9 protein-coding genes are annotated in these 16,928 nt (G+C 41.0%); all 9 read right to left on the bottom strand.

From position 1 onward, the window contains the following. Nucleotides 1–20 precede the first annotated feature (20 nt). The 9 genes from HUJ21_RS18135 to HUJ21_RS18175 all read right to left on the bottom strand — a co-directional run bounded on the left by HUJ21_RS18135 (nucleotide 21) and on the right by HUJ21_RS18175 (nucleotide 16,890). On the bottom strand, nucleotides 21–3,428 hold the full coding sequence (locus HUJ21_RS18135) for a TonB-dependent receptor (RefSeq protein ID WP_291371979.1): 3,408 nt from the start codon (nucleotides 3,426–3,428) through the stop codon (nucleotides 21–23). Between the two features lie 147 nt (nucleotides 3,429–3,575). Beyond that, nucleotides 3,576–4,607, bottom strand: a complete 1,032-nt coding sequence (locus HUJ21_RS18140; RefSeq protein ID WP_291371980.1) for a FecR family protein — start codon at nucleotides 4,605–4,607, stop codon at nucleotides 3,576–3,578. A 15-nt stretch (nucleotides 4,608–4,622) separates the two neighbouring features. Beyond that, on the bottom strand, nucleotides 4,623–5,279 hold the full coding sequence (locus HUJ21_RS18145) for an RNA polymerase sigma factor (RefSeq protein ID WP_291371981.1): 657 nt from the start codon (nucleotides 5,277–5,279) through the stop codon (nucleotides 4,623–4,625). 289 nt (nucleotides 5,280–5,568) lie between these two features. Then, on the bottom strand, nucleotides 5,569–6,177 hold the full coding sequence (locus HUJ21_RS18150) for a Uma2 family endonuclease (RefSeq protein WP_291371982.1): 609 nt from the start codon (nucleotides 6,175–6,177) through the stop codon (nucleotides 5,569–5,571). 21 nt (nucleotides 6,178–6,198) lie between these two features. Next, nucleotides 6,199–7,836 (bottom strand): sulfatase, encoded by a 1,638-nt coding sequence (locus HUJ21_RS18155; protein WP_291371983.1) that lies wholly within the window; start codon nucleotides 7,834–7,836, stop codon nucleotides 6,199–6,201. Nucleotides 7,837–7,969: 133 nt separating this feature from the next. Beyond that, on the bottom strand, nucleotides 7,970–9,424 hold the full coding sequence (locus tag HUJ21_RS18160; protein WP_291371984.1) for a RagB/SusD family nutrient uptake outer membrane protein: 1,455 nt from the start codon (nucleotides 9,422–9,424) through the stop codon (nucleotides 7,970–7,972). Between the two features lie 4 nt (nucleotides 9,425–9,428). Then, the gene (locus HUJ21_RS18165) at nucleotides 9,429–12,623 is read right to left on the bottom strand and encodes a TonB-dependent receptor (RefSeq protein ID WP_291371985.1); all 3,195 of its coding nucleotides are present in this window, start codon (nucleotides 12,621–12,623) and stop codon (nucleotides 9,429–9,431) included. A gap of 876 nt (nucleotides 12,624–13,499) precedes the next feature. Continuing rightward, nucleotides 13,500–14,855, bottom strand: coding sequence for a Gfo/Idh/MocA family oxidoreductase (locus tag HUJ21_RS18170; protein WP_291371986.1), 1,356 nt, complete (start codon nucleotides 14,853–14,855; stop codon nucleotides 13,500–13,502). Between the two features lie 622 nt (nucleotides 14,856–15,477). Continuing rightward, nucleotides 15,478–16,890: a sulfatase gene (locus tag HUJ21_RS18175; protein ID WP_291371987.1), complete on the bottom strand. Its 1,413-nt coding sequence runs from the start codon at nucleotides 16,888–16,890 to the stop codon at nucleotides 15,478–15,480. Nucleotides 16,891–16,928 lie beyond the last annotated feature (38 nt).

The raw sequence follows: 16,928 nt of genomic DNA on the forward strand, positions 1-16,928 counted from the left end.
ATTGTTTTTATTATTCAAAATTATAAAGTACAACTCAATCCTAATTGAAATACTCTTGGTTTCGGATAGCTATATAAATCTACACCTTGTGAGAAGTTTTCGGTTGAAGTAGAAACTTCTGGGTCATAACCAGGATAACCTGTTATTACGAAGAAATTCTGTACTGAAGCCTGCACTCTTAAGTTGCTTAATCCCCATTTACTAATTCTATTGGAAGGGAAATTATATGCCAATAAAATATTCCTACCTCTTAAAAAAGAGCCATCGTAGATTCTGCCAGATGAAGTTTGCCGGTCGCGATATGCCGAAGTCGGTCTTATCTCAGGAATGAATGTATCTTGGTTTTCCGGAGTCCAAGCATTTAATACTTCTGAAAAAACATTTGTTATACCTGTTCTATCTTGTGATGTAGACTTAGTACCATAGGAAATATCGTTACCATACATAAACTGCATATCTATCACCAACTCGAAATCCTTATATTTGAAATTATTTATCAATGCACCATATCCATCTGGCAAACCATTGCCTATGATCACCCTATCTTGATTATTGATTGCACCGTCATTGTTGATGTCATTGTACTTAATATCTCCCGGGAGACGATTATAAGATGAGGCTTGGTCTACTTCATCCGAATTCCAAGTACCCAATTGTATAAATCCGTAAAAAGAGTTAACAGGTTCTCCTTCTCTAATGATTCTATTTCCTGTAACAGGGTTACCTCCTTGTATAATATCTTGGCCTCCTGTTAGGCTTAGGACTTTGTTTTGGTTCATAGAGATATTAAATATAGTAGTCCAGTTGAAATTCGCATTCGTAACATTAGTTGCTCGAAGCGCAAATTCAATTCCACGATTTTCCATATCTCCAATATTTCGGATTACATTGTTATAGCCACTAGTAGCTGGTACTGGAGCATTTAACAACATGTCTTCCGTTTTTTTATAATAAAAATCACTTTCAAAAGTTATCCTATCCTCAAGGATTCCTAATTCAATTCCTATATCAAATTGACTGCTCTTTTCCCACCTGAGATCAGTGTTTGCCATTCTTGCAATACCTATACCAGGTAATCTTTGCCCATTTAAGATATAAGAATAGTTGCCTAGACCTGCCACCGTTTGATAATTTGGGATCTCAGAATTTCCTGTTAGTCCGTAACTAGAACGTAATTTTAGATTAGAAATAAGAGATAAGTTTTGCATGAAATTTTCTTCTGATATTCTCCAACCGAGAGCCCCGGAAGGAAAGAAAGCATACTTGTTTTCATCGGAAAACCGGGAAGAGCCATCCATACGGCCTGTCAGGGTAAATAAATATTTATTATTGATAATATAGTTCATTCTGGCAAAGTATGAGTTAAGACTATAAGCATTGCCATTAGAGGATGGAGGTCTGGGATTAGCAGCTACTCCCAAATTATTGAATTCAATATAATTATCTAAAAAATTCTCAGCCGAAACAGATTTTGAAAAATTTGTTACACGTTGCCACGATGCTCCTAGCAAACCATTAAAAGAATGATTATCGGTAATTTCTTTCTGATAAGTTAAGTAGTTTTCAGATTGCCAGGATGTATGTCTTTCATCTGATATTGAAGCGTCTCCATTTTCTGAAATGAACTGTAGTTCATCAGCAGCATAGTATTGAACCTCCTGTTCAATAAGATTGACTCCTATTGTACTTCTAAATATGAGACCTTCTACAAGTTCTATATTTGCATAAGCATTCCCGATTGTATTGACGGCATTTAAAAGACGTTTAACCTCATTTACCAATCTAACTGGTTGGGCACCACCTTCCATTCCTGGATAGTCTAATGTTCTTCCGAAAGTACCATCCGGATACCTGACAGGTATAATAGGAGGCGCTTGTAATATTGATCTGGTTGGAGAAATCCCCCCTGATCCTACTGCTCTTGGTTGACTTTCATTTTGAGCGCTGTAATTTAAAGATGCACCAATTGTTAACCAATCACGAACTTGAGTGTCCATTGTAAAACGACCAGAGTAACGTTTTAAGGATGATCTTCTAAGAATTCCCTCTTCATTCCTATAGCCTAAATTGAAAGCATAACTAGTTTTGCTATCTCCACCTGAGAAAGACAGATTATGACGATTACTAATAGCTGTTCGAAATCCTTCTTCCTGCCAATCAGTATCATACAAGGGATTACCCGAAGAATCAAAGAGACGCGGGTCAGTTCTTTTTGTTCTAGGATCTACGGCACTATTTCCCAAACCATATTTGCCTGCATTTTGATAAGCCAATTCCTCTAATCGTAAAAATTGCTCTGAATTCAATAGATCAATTTTAGATGGAAGCACGCCAGCACTAAAAGAACCATCATAAGTTAATCTTCCTCCTTCATTCCTTTTTCCTTTAGTTGTTGTAACCAAAATTACACCGTTTGCAGCTCGAGCCCCGTAAATTGCTGTTGCTGAGGCGTCTTTAAGTACCTCAATGGACTCAATATTTCCTGGGTCCAAAAAATCAATTGGCGAAGTACCATTGGATAGATTAACCACAGGTAATATAACTCCATCTATTACGTAAAGAGGCTCATTTGTTCCTGATATTGAAGAATTTCCCCGAATTCTAATTGTTGGCCGACCCCCTGGTCGTCCAGAATTTTGAGTTACATTCACTCCAGAAATCCTTCCTGCTAAGCCCTGTTGAATATTAGTAGGGGCGAGTTGTTGAATGACTTCTTTATCCAAAGATCCAACCGAGCCAGTCATGTCTGATTTCTGTTGTGTACCGTACCCGATCACCACCACTTCCTCCAATGAAGAAGCATCCTGCAACAGGGTGATGTTAATGGTCGTTTGAGACCCGATAGCTACTGTTTTGGATTCATAGCCAATGTAAGAAAAAACCAGGGTGGCATCATCCGGAACAGACATGGAATAGTTGCCATCAATATTTGTCACGGTACCCGTAGTAGTTCCAAGCACGGTTATGGTTGCTCCCGGCAATGGCTCCCCGTTTTCATCGGTAACGGTGCCGGAAATATCAATGGGGAGATCGTCAACATCAATGGTAACTGAACTATTCCCCCTTTCAGGGATCCCAACATGGATGTTGTCATTTACCTGGGTAAAGCTTAGGGAAACCTGTCCCCCAATGGTACTGAGCACCTGATACAAGGAAACCCTGCGTTCATTGATATTGATTGGTTTGTTTAAATCTAACTGATCATGGTTATAGGTAAACCTAAAATCCGTTTTGGATTCAATATCTCTAAAGAAACTGGATAAAGGTGCATCTTCCAGATGAATAGATACTTTTACCTGCTCTATATTTTTGCGTTGCGCATTTCCCGTATTGGCCAGTAGAACCGTACAAAAAAGCAACTGAATTAAGAAACCATGAAACATTCGCCTGGACAGCATAATAAGTTGTCTCCGTATATTTTTTTTCATAATATTGACTTGTTTAAGTGATTGTATACTTGAACACTTGCCTTTATTTCCTGAAAACTTGTGAAGGCAAGTTCTGGCAGGGCCCATTCTCCCCAGAAAGGGTCCTGTCTTTTGATTTATCCTGTATCCAATTTTTTCATAGGGCTATTAGTTTGGGTTGTATATTGTTATGTTTCTGTTTGCTATTTTGTACCGCAAGCCTGAGGTGATGCATATCCCTCGCAATACATTTTCAAGGTTTTCATCCTTATACATACCGGAATATTTCCAATTCTCTGACACCTTACCCATCAATTTCAGGTCGACCCCATACCAATTTTCAATTTTGACTTTAACATCTTCAAAAGAAGCCGACCTGAAAACCAATATTTTATCCTTCCATCCCGTTACTTCCAGGGGATCGAAACCTGTTTTGGAAAATTTACCATCCCCTTCTATTTCCAGCATTTCAGCTGGATTCAGCTGGACCTGATTCCCTTTTTGATCGTTTACCTGAACCTTCCCACTCAGCAGGGCGATGGATAAATTAGTTTTATCTTCTTTTACATTGAAAGAGGTGCCAAGTACCTTAATTTCCGTGCTTCTGGCAAAAACACTAAAGGAATGACCATTCTTCCTGACCTCAAAAAAAGCTTCTCCTTTCAATCTCACCCATCGAACCCCCTGACTGAATGCCTTGGGATATTCTATTTCACTACCTGAATTGAGGTAAACCCTGCTACTGTCTGCCAAAGTGATAACGGACCTTTTTCCAGGGGGAACGCTTCTAAAAACAGTAATTTCCTCCGTTAACACTGGTTTTACCGGTTCAACACCTACAATCATGTGGTAATGAACCATCCAGCCACAAAAACATAGGATGGCAATTGCTGCAATGTTTCTTAAAGGATAAAAGGAAAACCAGGATTCAATTTTCGGTTCATTGCCGCTTTTTTGATTACCGGCTTTAATAATGGTCTCAAAGGTTTCCACATACATTTCATCTGAAAGCCCAATGGAATGGGCATACTTTACGGATCTGATAATAGAAGCAGCCTCCAACACCGTCTCCCTTTTTTCAGGATGTTGCTGCATCCACTTTTCCCAGAAATGCCGGGTGTTCTTATCTGGCCTTTTCACCCATTGGATAAAAAATTCATCCGAAAGAAAATCGATGATATCGTAATCTGTATATCTCATTTCGCTATTGCCAATCTAAATAATAGGTTTGATCCTTCCGTATTTTTTTAAAGTGCCCTTTAAAGTAGCCAGGCCCCGGTAAATGATTTTCCTGGCCGATTTTACTTCGCTGAATTCCATGATATCGGCAATTTCCTTGTAACTCATTCCCTCTTCGTAAAGCAATAAAATGGCTTGTCTTTGCCTGGCCGTCAATGCTGTCAATGCCTTCCGGACTTCTTGTCTCATTTCTTCATCCTTTTCCCGCTGAATCAGGATTGACTCATGGGACAAGGTGATCGGAAAGTAGTTCTCTTTCTGATCCAGCCCATCCCTGCCAAATTTTGTTTCCTTTTTAAGTTTGCGGATGATTTCCCGCTGCAGGGATTTGAACAGATAGCCTTTAATATAGCTGACGGAACCCAGGCTACCTCTTTTGTCTCTCAATTGGATAAAAATATTTTGCACACAGTCTTTTATCAATCCGCTGTCACAGGTAATCTGAGACCCGTACCTGAACATGGCCTTCACATGAACCCTGTAGATGTAATTAAAAGCCAATTCATTCCCCTTATCAAAGGCATTCCAAATCTCCTCATCCGTATTGCTTTCAAACTTGATTAAGGATTCATTTTGGTTCAAAGGCAAAACCAAATGGCTGGCTGAGAGAATTTCCTTTTTTTCAGGTTTCATTGGGTTTAATTATTATTGGGCTTACTAATATGAAGAGGGAAGCAAGGCTGGAAATGACCCCATAATATCGAAAAAAAATATAAATATCTAAGAAATTAAAAAGGTCAGCTCCAATTATTACAGCATTTCTAATTGGTTAAATATGCCAAAATAACCAAATATTTGGCTTAAGGGTAGCGTTGCAAAATATGGAAACTTAAAGTTTTTGATGCTCCACAGCCCGGAGACAGGTGTTAATCCGCTGTATTTAGGACAGTAAAAACCACCAATGCCAGACATGGTTTTTTGCCTATTCTATATCTTCAAAAAACTCCTCCAAATCCAGTTTAAACCCTTTGATGACCTTTGACTCCACGACATCGCCTGAGGTAAACAGCCTGGAAGGAACATATGTGCCGCTATTAAGGCTATAAATAAGTAAATCCTGGGTTTCGGCATGGATGATCCAATATTCCTGTACCCCGTTTACTTCGTACAGTTCAAACTTATGCTTTAATTCAGTTTTACTATTGGAGGGAGAAAGTATCTCTACGATTAAATCCGGGGCTCCTATGCAGCCACGGTCATCCAATTTCTCCGGATCGCAAATCACACAAATGTCGGGCTGCACCACATCGTGTATTTTATGGTCTGCTGTGGAATTATCCGGAAACCTTACGTCAAAGGGTGCGGTATACACCTGGCATTTTTTCCCCTTCAGAAACCCGGTTAATCTGAAGGACAATTCGACAGACACTTTTTGATGGATACGCTTCGGTGCTGCCGCCGCTTTTTTAAAAATTTTGCCTTTGATGAGCTCTACCACTTCCTCCATTTGCCAGCTCAGATAGTCGGCATAGGAATGGTTGGTGTATTCCAAATCCGGTTCTTTGACTACATCGGGTTTTTTGGTTTCCATGTAGTAAATATACTGATTTTATTACCTGTTATTGCGCTCCATATGTTCCAAATAAGCATCCAGGTATTTTTGGTTCATTTCATCAGAATCTCCGTATTTGTCCCTGAGATCCTTAAGTTTTTGGTGCATTTCTTCCCTTACATCTGCGTATGAGGGATCGTCATAAATGTTGTTCATTTCGTTGGGGTCCTCTTCCAGATCGTACATTTCCCATTCATCAATGTCATAATAAAAATGCATCAGTTTATACCTTTCTGTGGCAACGCCATAATGCCTTTTGACCATGTGAACGGATGGATACTCATAGTAAGTATAATATACCGCATCGCGCCATTCTCCCGTCTCCCCACTCACCAGGGTTCTGAAGGATTCTCCCTGCATTTCAGGAGCAGCTTCCACCCCGGCATAATCGAGCAGCGTGGGCGCAAAATCCAGGTTTTGGACCAGTTTATCGATCTTAGTCCCCGGCTTTATTTCCTTAGGATACCGGACCAATAAGGGGGTCCGGAAAGACTGCTCGTACATAAATCGCTTGTCAAACCACCCATGCTCCCCAAGGTAAAAGCCCTGGTCCGAGGTATAGACTACAATGGTATTTTCGGCGAGGCCGTTTTCTTCCAGGTAATCCAGCACCTCTCCTACTCCATCATCTACAGACTTGATCGTTCTCAGGTAGTCCTTGATGTACCTGTTGAATTTCCAGATTGCGATCTCCTTTTCCTTTTCCTTATCCTCAAAAGCAATCTCTTCGGCCCGGGGATATGCATCCAGAAAAGCCTGGTTTTTGGGGTTGTAGGCCTCCCTCCATTGAGCCCTTTGTTCCTCTGACAAACGATTCAGTTCCCTGGCAAATCCGGTGCTGTCTCCATTAGGGTCCACTTCAAACTTAAAATCATGTCCCCACATAGCGTGCCCATCGATTTCCATTTCCTGCTCTTTGGCGGCAGTGCCCCGGCCTTCATAATTCGTAAGGTCGTCGAAATAATTGGCAGGCGGGTCAAAGGTTTTGTCATCGTACAGTGTCAGGTATTTGGGAGCAGGTTTCCAATTGCGATGGGGGGCTTTTTGGTTGTATATCAGGAGAAAGGGTTTTTCCTGATCCCTTCCTTCTTTAAGCCAATCCAGCGCAAATTGGGTAGTAAGTTCAGTAACATACCCTTCAAAGCGCTGCCTTTCCCCATTGACCAAAAAATCAGGGTTATAATAATGCCCCTGTCCGGGCAATACCATAGAATGGTCAAATCCCTGCGGCAAGCCATCCAGGTGAATCTTCCCCACCATGGCCGTATTGTACCCGGCTTCTTGCAGCATTTTGGCAAAATTGTTCTGGTCCCAGTCAAAGGGTTGAATATTGTCCACTTTCCCATTGAGAAAACTGTGTTTTCCAGTTAAAACCACTGCACGGCTGGGCGCACATATCGAATTGGTGACGGTGGCTCTGGTAAAAAGTGCACCTTCCTCCGCCAGCCGGTCAATCTGTGGCGTCTCATTAAGGCCATGACCGTAGGCACTGATGGCCTGGTAAGCATGGTCATCGCTCATGATAAAAACGATGTTGGGTGGAGCATCCTCTTGTTTTTCCTGCGTATTGCAACCAGCAGCAAGGACACTCATCAAAATGGTAAAAAATAGCAAGCTATTTCTGTAGGTTAATTTCATATCAGGTCTAAAGTTAAATCATACATTATGCAGCAGAATTAGAGCATTTTTCAAGTTCTCTGTTAGCAATTATCTATTACGTAATGGCAATAAACGAAAAGAAAGAAAACATGACAATTTAAAAGAAGTAAATCTAATATCCTTCATTTTGCGTTAAATTAGGATTTCTTTCAATTTCAGTTTGTGGAATAGGGTACCTAACCTGATGGTCCATAGCGGGTTTTCCACGCCCTTTTGCCATTTCTATAAATTTACCGTGACGTATCAGATCTTGTCTCCTTAATGCCTCGGTATGGAATTCCCTACCTCTTTCGTCTAATATAAAGTTCCTTAAATTTTCCTTGCCGGAAAAATCGTTTATGGTGAAAGAGGAAACCCCGGCTGCTTCCCTTACCATATTCAACAAATCTATGGATTCTTGATTCGGACCATTGATTTCGTTCAAAGCCTCCGATCGGGAAAGAAGGATATCTGCGTACCTTAAAAAAGGAAAATCATCAGACGAACGGCTGATCCCCTGACTCGGATATTCAGGAAATTTCATGCTTCGGGCGTTATCTTCACCCAACACAATTGTCTCCCCTTGCTCATTGACAAATTCAAATAAAAATGCATCTAGTCTTTCGTCTTCAGGTTCAAAAAGTTCTAAGAACGCAGACCATATCTTATACTCTGCGGCAAAAATGACCCGTGGAGGATATTGCCATTGATAGCCTCTGGGAACGACATGGCTAAGCCAGCCATCTCCGGTATTATCGTCCGGATTATCCGACATTACTGCCACAAAAATGAATTCATTGTCTCTTTGGTTATCGGGACTGAATAATTCGGTTCTATTGCCCTGGGTAAACAAATCATATAATCCTAAATCCATTACCTCCTGGGTCGCAGATGCAGCATCTTGCCATTTTTTTGTCATCATGTAAAACTTGGCCAGCGTACCCAAAGCGGCCCCTTTAGTGGCACGGCCATATTCGGCATTCCTCGGTTCCAAAGGCAATGCCTCAGCTGCGGAGATGAGTTCATTTTCAATGAAAGAAACGATTTCTTCTTCGGTAGCTCTTGCTGGCCGATCAGTAACTGTTGTTTGGCTTTGGGTGATTAGGGGGACAGGTCCAAAAAGATCGTACAGCAAATAATAGTTAAATGCACGCAGAAACCTGGCTTCAGCAATTGTTTCTCTTTTTCTGGTTTCGTTCATTTCAATACCTTCAGCATTGTCCAAAACTACGTTAGTTCTGAAAATCGTGCGGTAACGACGCTCCCACATACTCCTGATCCATTGGTGCGAACTTGTCCAGGTGAATTCTTCAATGGGTTCGTTGAAGGTAAATATCCCTCCGCCACGTTCCAATGCGATATCAGTGTTTACTTCCTGAAGTGTTACCCCGTCTCGCTTTATATCACTATACCTTAATTCACCATACACAGAATTAAGAACTACATCAAGATCATCGCCTGTGTTGAAAAAATCATTGGGACTAAGGACGGTAAAGGTTTCTTCTTCCAATAAGTCTTCGCATGAAATTAGCACTGAACAAATCATTGCCAACCAAATAAGGGGTTTAAGTGATTTTATCTTTGTCATATTTTCAAAAATTTACATTAATTCCGATTGCATATGTTCTGGCAAGAGGGTAAGCGCTATAATCAATCCTTAAATTTGAAGTTCCCAAAGAATTAATATCGGGATTATAACCACTGTAGTCGGTCCAGGTGACCAGGTTCTGACCTGAGGCAAATAGAAGCAATGATCCAATACCCTTAATATTTAAGTTTGGAAAGCTGTATGCTATCCTGGCACTTCTTAATCTTACAAAAGAAGCATCTTCTACTACCCTGCTATTGAAATCATAGGTTCGGGAAGGGTTAACAAAAGATGGATTCTCGTTTGTTGGGTTATCAGGAGTCCATCTATCCAAAACATAGGTTTGTCTGTTTCTTAAATCATCGATTGGATTTTCAGAATCAATTTTTGTGAAATTTGCCATTTCAAAACCAAATTTACCCTCCAGGAATACATCTAGTGTAAAACCTTTGTAAGATAACGTGTTGTTTAGTCCAACAGTGAAATTAGGAAATGGATCGCCTATAATGGTTCTATCCTGATCATTGATCACATTATCACCGTTCAAATCCTGGAATTTCCTACTGCCGACGGCACCGTTTGTCTGAGTGGGTGAATTGGCCAGTTCCTCTGCAGACTGAATAACTCCTTCAAACACATGACCATAATAAGCATTGACAGGGCTACCCACTTCCAAAATCGTATAATCTTGCATGAACCGGGTACCGCCTTGAAGAATCCTGGGTAGCAGGCCAAGATTAGTAACCTCGTTCTTTACTGTAGCCAGATTTATATCTGTTATCCAGGAAAAATTACCGACGAAGTTCCTTGACGATAATGAAAGTTCAAAACCACTATTTCTGGTATTCCCTACATTTTGCAAAGAATTACCAAAACCTGTAGTGGTAGGAATGGGTAAAAGCAATAATAAATCCCTGGTATTGTTCTGGAAGTATTCCACTGAACCGGTAATTCTCCCGAAAAGCATACCTAAATCAACTCCTAGATTAAAGGATTCTGTTGTTTCCCATTTTAGATCCGGATTTGCCAATTGATTAGGAGCGATAGATTGGTATTCATCACCATTAAAAACCGCAATTGGTCCTGAACCCAAAAGAACAAGCGATCTTCCATTATCAATTTCCTGGTTTCCGCTTACGCCATAGCTAGCCCTTAATTTGAAATCTGAAACAAGACCTTCTTTCGGGAAGAAAGACTCATTGGATATGTTCCATGCAAGTGCTCCTGAGGGAAAGTAGGCAAATTTGTTATTGGCTCCAAACCTGGAAGACCCGTCCGCCCTAAATGATGCCGTCATCAAAAAACGTTCATCATAAGAGTAGTTCGCCCTGCCAAAACCTGAAACAATATTGTTTTTCCCTTTAAATGACCCAACTTCATTTAGGAAAGGATCACCAGAACCCAAATTATTTGGTCCGAAAGATGTGGTGGGAAAACTCATAGCACTTGCATTAAACCCTGAATTCATGAATTCCTGGTAAGAATAACCACCAAGCAAATTCAACCTGTGCTGACCATTGATTACTTTGTTGTAATCCAATGTTAACTCAAAAACATAACTATTGTTTTCCCTCAGGCCCTGCGATGCCTGACCCTGTCTCAAAAGTCCAATTTGAGTCACCACATCATCAAAAGTATCACTTCTTGCAATGCTCTGATCTACACCCAAATTTAGTTTTGCTTTCAAATCACTGATGAGCTCATATTCCAAAAATCCATTACCAAAAAGACGTGTTCGTCTTTCAAATCGATCCATAGTTCGAGCCTGAGCAACCGGATTGCTCAAATCCTGCAAGCTGGTTGAGTAGGTTCCATCACTATTGAATACCGGTTCTGTAGGTGGTAATTGTAATGCCGCCGCAATGACACCAGCAGTAGCATTAACTCCAAGACCAAGTGGTACTTGATCCTCTTTAACATAGCTATTATTGAAATTGATCCCCACCTTTAACTTATCACCCACAGAATGAGTAAGATTTATCCGGCCGGAAAACCTTTTAAAACCAGAACTTATTACGATGCCATCCTGATCAAAAGCATTTAAGGATAAGAAATACTGGGTATCCTCAGATCCACCCGAAAAAGAAACACGATGTTCCTGAATGGGTGCCGAGCGAAAAATCTCAGCTTGCCAATCTGTACCTGCACCTATGCTGGCAAAGTCATTTTGACTAAAGATAGGTTCCCGACCTCTATCGAGGTACAAATCATTGTAAAATGACATGTATTGTTGGGCATTCATCATGTCTAATGTTTTCGTGGCAGCTTGAATACTGGTCGTTACATTATAATTGATAGTTAAAGGACTATTTTGCTTTCCATTTTTGGTGGTTATCAATACAACGCCGTTTGAACCCCTGGCTCCATAAATTGAGGTGGCAGAGGCATCCTTTAAAACTTCTATGGATTTTATATCGGACGGATTTAATGAGTTTTCCGGGTTTGCTCCGGGAAGTCCGTCTATCACATAAAGCGGTTCATTTCCTGCCGTTATGGAATTAGATCCTCTTATTCTAATGGAAAAATTTCCGCCTGGTCGGGCACTTGCTTGGGTAACCTGCACACCCGGAAGCCTTCCCTGGATGATCTGCTCTACCGATGCCTGGGAATCTGTATTCAATTTATCAGCTTGAATAGAACTGACTGAGCCAGTAAGGTCACTTTTTCTTACTGTTCCATATCCAACTACCACTACCTCATCCAGGGATGACTGGTCTTCGCTCAATGATACATTTATAATATTTTGCGTACCTACGACTACAGATTTGGATACATATCCTATATAGGAATAAACCAAAGTTGCATTCTCCGGAACGGTAAGGGAATATTTCCCGTCCAGATCTGTAGCAGTACCTATGCTGGATCCCGATACGGAAATAGTTGCCCCCGGTAAAGGCTCCCCGTTTTCATCGGTAACGGTTCCTGAGATTTGAATGTCTACAAGTAAGACCATCAGGTCCCTTTCAGGAACTGATGGGTCTATGACATGGGGATTGATATTATTGGAGCTAACCTTCGTTCCTCCAAGAAATTCGCTTTTATGTATGGGTAAACCAGCAGCAGCAAGTTGTCCGATAAAAAGCAGGGATAAAAAATATCCAGAAATCAACTTTAGAAAAGGTATCCCTTTTTGCCTAATTTTTCTCAGATAAAGACAAAAATTAGGGTTGTTACTGCTGCAATTATTTTTTATTTCCATTACAGTTGGGTTTAAATTAAAAATTAAATTTACCAGAATACAACTAGTCAAGTATCCATTATTTTAGCCATCATGTATAATATGTTAGCTATTATCGTTTAATTTATTAGTGATTAATCTAAGAAAAAACCATTCACTCCTGATTCAGAATCCTATAAATTTATCTTAAGGTTTTTTATTTATAATTTAAGATAGTTCCAAAAAGTAGTAATAATTTAAAATAAATCAAAGAATCAAAAAATGTTATTTTCAATTACAATAACATGTTCCGTGGCTTGATTTATTGGGAATATTATAAAATATGGACAAATAGAAAAAATACAAAATATTAAACCAACTTAGCCCTTTAGTAAATTAATATCCTATTAGTCAGTGTTTTAAAAAATACGTGGTACACTACATATTTTTTCACTGCCTTTTTGGTATCCTTTCAGCCGGCGGCCTGGTAGATCTGTTGGACTTCCTTGATTGGCTTTGAGGGTTTTCTTATGTGGATGTCCTTTTTATCGGTGGGAAGTTCTATGGTCTGGATGGACTGGTATTTATTGTTTTTTTCTTAAAACGGATTGCCGTGATTAGATACATAATTGATCGTTTCAATGGGATATAAGCAATAATCTATTTTTTCTGCGGATGAACCGGTATCATTTTGAGCAAAAAACACCTGATTGACTTTGGGTTACTCCATTAGATGAACATACAAATCCGGATCGATTCTTCATACCTTGGTAAACTATCGTCCAAGGCATGATTCTCCAATAATTATCCATTTTCTGACAAAAAAAGTCACCAAGGTATTTTTCAGGGGTCGACCGGCATCAAATCAAGGAATTGTCAATCCTTTCACCAATATTTTTCTTTATAAGGAGGTCTATTCTACCAAAGATCTTCTCCGTATGACCATCCTTCGCGAACAGGTTCCTTGATGTATGCATCTAGCTCTGGACGACCAACAGCCTTCATGTTCTTTTCGTCGTAATTAATGGTTCCGCCAAAACGTTGCGCTAGTACACCAACAAGTCCCATCTCTGTTAAGTCAGCACCATAATCGAAGTTTGAGCCCGGCAAGGTGTCGTTTTTGATGGCAGCCACCCATTCTTGTACCGGTTTTTCTTCTTCCACTCTTGGAATGGTTTCTGCTGGTTTATTCTTTTGGAAATCTATCCATTCTTCTTCAGGAACAAGTAACCGCGGATTGTTTGGACGGCCACCATGGTAAAGTGTCTTCTTAGAACCGATCATAATCATCCCATTATCCGGCATTTCTTCGAGCCCATACTCCTCTTTTAATTCCGGTTTGCCCATGCCTTCAATCCATTTCATGGTAACAGGTGGTTTATTACCGCGAGCTCCAAATTGCCAGGTGATGGTTGATTCCTGTGCAATCATGCTATGATCAGGAACTTCAGGGTTTGGCACCACTGCATCTACGGTGTGTGGCATTCCAAGATCCAATGACCAGAAAGGAGCGTCTAAGGTATGACAACACCAGTCGGCCATCGCTCCACTACCAAAATCGTAGAAGGTTCTCCACGATTTAGGTGCGTATTCATTATTAAAAGGAAGATCAGCTGCTGGACCTTTCCATAAATCCCAATCCAATCCCTTAGGAACTTCATGTACTGGAAATGGAAACGCTTCAGGCTTCGAGAAATATCCATCCGGACTAAACGTTGTCGGGCCTCCCCATCTAATTACTTCTTTTACATCCCCAAGAACACCTGCATCATACCATTCTTTTACTAATCTGATTCCATGGGTTGTATGTCCTTGATTTGCCATTTGCGAAACAATACCGTAATGTTTTGCTGCTTTTTTCATGGTTCGGCATTCCCAGATATTATGCACCAGTGGTTTTTCTACCAATACATGTTTCCCAAGCTGCATGGCAGCCATTGCCGCAGGGAAATGGGTGTGGTCAGGCGTAGCTATCATAACCGCATCAATTTCGTTGGCCATTTCGTCAAACATCCGCCTGAAATCTTTGTACTTTTTAGCATTAGGTACCGTTTTATAGGCATTTTTTGTCATCCTGTCGTCAACATCGCACATGGCCACAATATCCTCTACGGCAACCTGGCTCCAACTCGCACGACCTCTGGCGCCTACACCAATCATTGCAAAACGCAATTTTGTACTTGGTGGACGTTCAATAAAATTAGGAATAAATAATACTCCTAAACCTGCTGTTGACGCTGATTTTAAAAATGTTCTTCTATTTGTATTCATCATAATTTTATTAAGTGATCTGATATTTATCGATTATTTTCTTATTTCTTTAACCCAAAGATTAGATATTTTAATTTAAAAACGGGTGAGTAAAATTTCTAGTTACAGAATCATAAATATTAAGATAAAATCAAAGTAAATAGGTTAGAATTTGCCAGATTAATCCTTAAAATTTTAAAAATTCAAGTTTCTGAACTCACCTCTTCGTTATGCGCTGTCAAGTGAACCTTCCTTGCCCTTATTTACCTTGGAAAGTGATTTAACAAATGAAAAACCAAAAAATGGCATCAGGTAAAACACAACGGCATCAAAAGCTGCTGGAGTGAAATCGTAAGAATGGGAAAGACACAAAAAGTAATCACCAAATTAGGCACAAACACTTACGACAAAAAAGTCACTACCCAAAAATGTACCCTGCCAAATGAAACCCTGGAGCGAATTTACGATATCCTCCAAACCAAACACCAGCCTTTCACAAAACGGAAATCGAAAAAATTTAAATTTTTAAAAATCAGTCACTTATTATCGATAGCTGAAATGTGGGCTGAAGCTTTCAAACTCATTGGAAAAATGCGCGGCCTGCTAACATGCAAAGAACTAGTAATGGTATCAGCCTGGAAAAGTGTTAATAGGATAACAATTTTTTGGCTAACTCCGGGTTTACTTCCTGCAGGTAGGTCGCTAGCATGTTATCCAACTCCTCCGCCTTTGCGGTTTGAATAGGGTACAAATCACTCGTTTCGCCAAGATCGGTCGGCAGGTGGTACAATTCCAGCTTGCCGCTTTTCCAAAACCGAATAAGTTTAAACTCCCCCTGAATCAAGGCCGAGTGGGGATAGCCCTCGCTGTATCGGTGAAAGACCAGGAAATCGTTTTTTCTCAGAACCTCCCCTCTTCCTTCGGATCGCAAAATGCCGGCAAAACTGCCTCCATCCAGGTACTCCGGCAGGAGGTCAGTATTCCCAGCTAGTATGGCGATAGTTGGCAAAATGTCCCAACCTCCTACCGGTTCATGACTCATGGTACCGGGTTTAATCCCGGGACCTTTTACCATAAATGGAACCCGTATCCCCCCTTCGTAGAGCGTCCATTTGCCTGCCCGGAGGGGTGCATTGCGCAGGGGTTGATCGAATGTATCGGGGTGTTGCAACTTTTGCAGCGAAGGCACGGGGGGCAACAATTCCACAGAACCGTTGTCCGCCATCAGTATGATGTAGGTGTTACCGGCAATACCCAGGGATGCTACCTTGTCCAATACCTGGCCAATGGTAAAATCCATATCTTCCAACATCCCCGCCCAAGCAGGATTGTTGTGCCTGGCACCTTTTGGTTTGTTCCGGTATTTCTCCAGGCTGGCTTCACGGGTCTGCATGTCTACATGTGGAGCATAATGCGATAGCTGCAGGTAAAAGGGATTGCCCTGACTCACCTGCCTTTCCATAAAGTTGATTCCCCTTCGGGTAATGGAGGAGCTTCGCTTAGGGTCGTTGGTTAAAAACACTGTCTCCCATTTATTGTCTTTTGCTGTCATTAAATTACCGTGTGCATTCCGGGTATCGCCGTCACTTTCGTCGAAACCCAGGTCTTCGGGAAAGATCTCCGCCCGTAAGTCCCATTTACCGAAATGTGCGGCCTTGTAACTGCTATCAATACCTTTCAACAAACCTGGTATGGTCAGCTGAGAGGAATTCGACCGGGGATGATGGGTATCGGGAAAGGTCTCGTCCCCGAGCCTTGCAGGAGTCTGTCCAAACAAAATGCTTCTTCGGGTGGGAGAGCAAATGGCAGCTGGCGCATAGGCATTGGTAAAGCGCATCCCTTCTCTTGCCAGACGGTCGATGGATGGCGTTTCAAAAAAATCGCTTTTGGATGCGGCAAAGCGGTCGTCCATTCCGATGGAAGTGCTACTCCAACCCTGGTCATCGGTAAGGATAAAAATAAAATTGGGAGGGACAGTCTTTTCCTGCGCAAAAGAGCTGCTGCTACCCAATGCACACAATAACCATAAAAACGGCGAAATTAAGCGGGTTCTTTTCATGATGGCTAAGGCTATTTTTAGTCTGGTGATAGTCTTCG

The organism is Cyclobacterium sp., from assembly GCF_014762705.1.
Lineage (GTDB): Bacteria > Bacteroidota > Bacteroidia > Cytophagales > Cyclobacteriaceae > Cyclobacterium.

Coding starts and splice junctions, on each gene's coding strand:
- HUJ21_RS18150 (WP_291371982.1), bottom strand. CDS start 6,177: ATGGAAACCAAAAAACCCGATGTAGTCAAAGAACCGGATTTGGAATAC.
- HUJ21_RS18160 (WP_291371984.1), bottom strand. CDS start 9,424: ATGACAAAGATAAAATCACTTAAACCCCTTATTTGGTTGGCAATGATT.
- HUJ21_RS18175 (WP_291371987.1), bottom strand. CDS start 16,890: ATGAAAAGAACCCGCTTAATTTCGCCGTTTTTATGGTTATTGTGTGCA.
- HUJ21_RS18135 (WP_291371979.1), bottom strand. CDS start 3,428: ATGAAAAAAAATATACGGAGACAACTTATTATGCTGTCCAGGCGAATG.
- HUJ21_RS18140 (WP_291371980.1), bottom strand. CDS start 4,607: ATGAGATATACAGATTACGATATCATCGATTTTCTTTCGGATGAATTT.
- HUJ21_RS18165 (WP_291371985.1), bottom strand. CDS start 12,623: ATGGAAATAAAAAATAATTGCAGCAGTAACAACCCTAATTTTTGTCTT.
- HUJ21_RS18170 (WP_291371986.1), bottom strand. CDS start 14,855: ATGATGAATACAAATAGAAGAACATTTTTAAAATCAGCGTCAACAGCA.
- HUJ21_RS18145 (WP_291371981.1), bottom strand. CDS start 5,279: ATGAAACCTGAAAAAAAGGAAATTCTCTCAGCCAGCCATTTGGTTTTG.
- HUJ21_RS18155 (WP_291371983.1), bottom strand. CDS start 7,836: ATGAAATTAACCTACAGAAATAGCTTGCTATTTTTTACCATTTTGATG.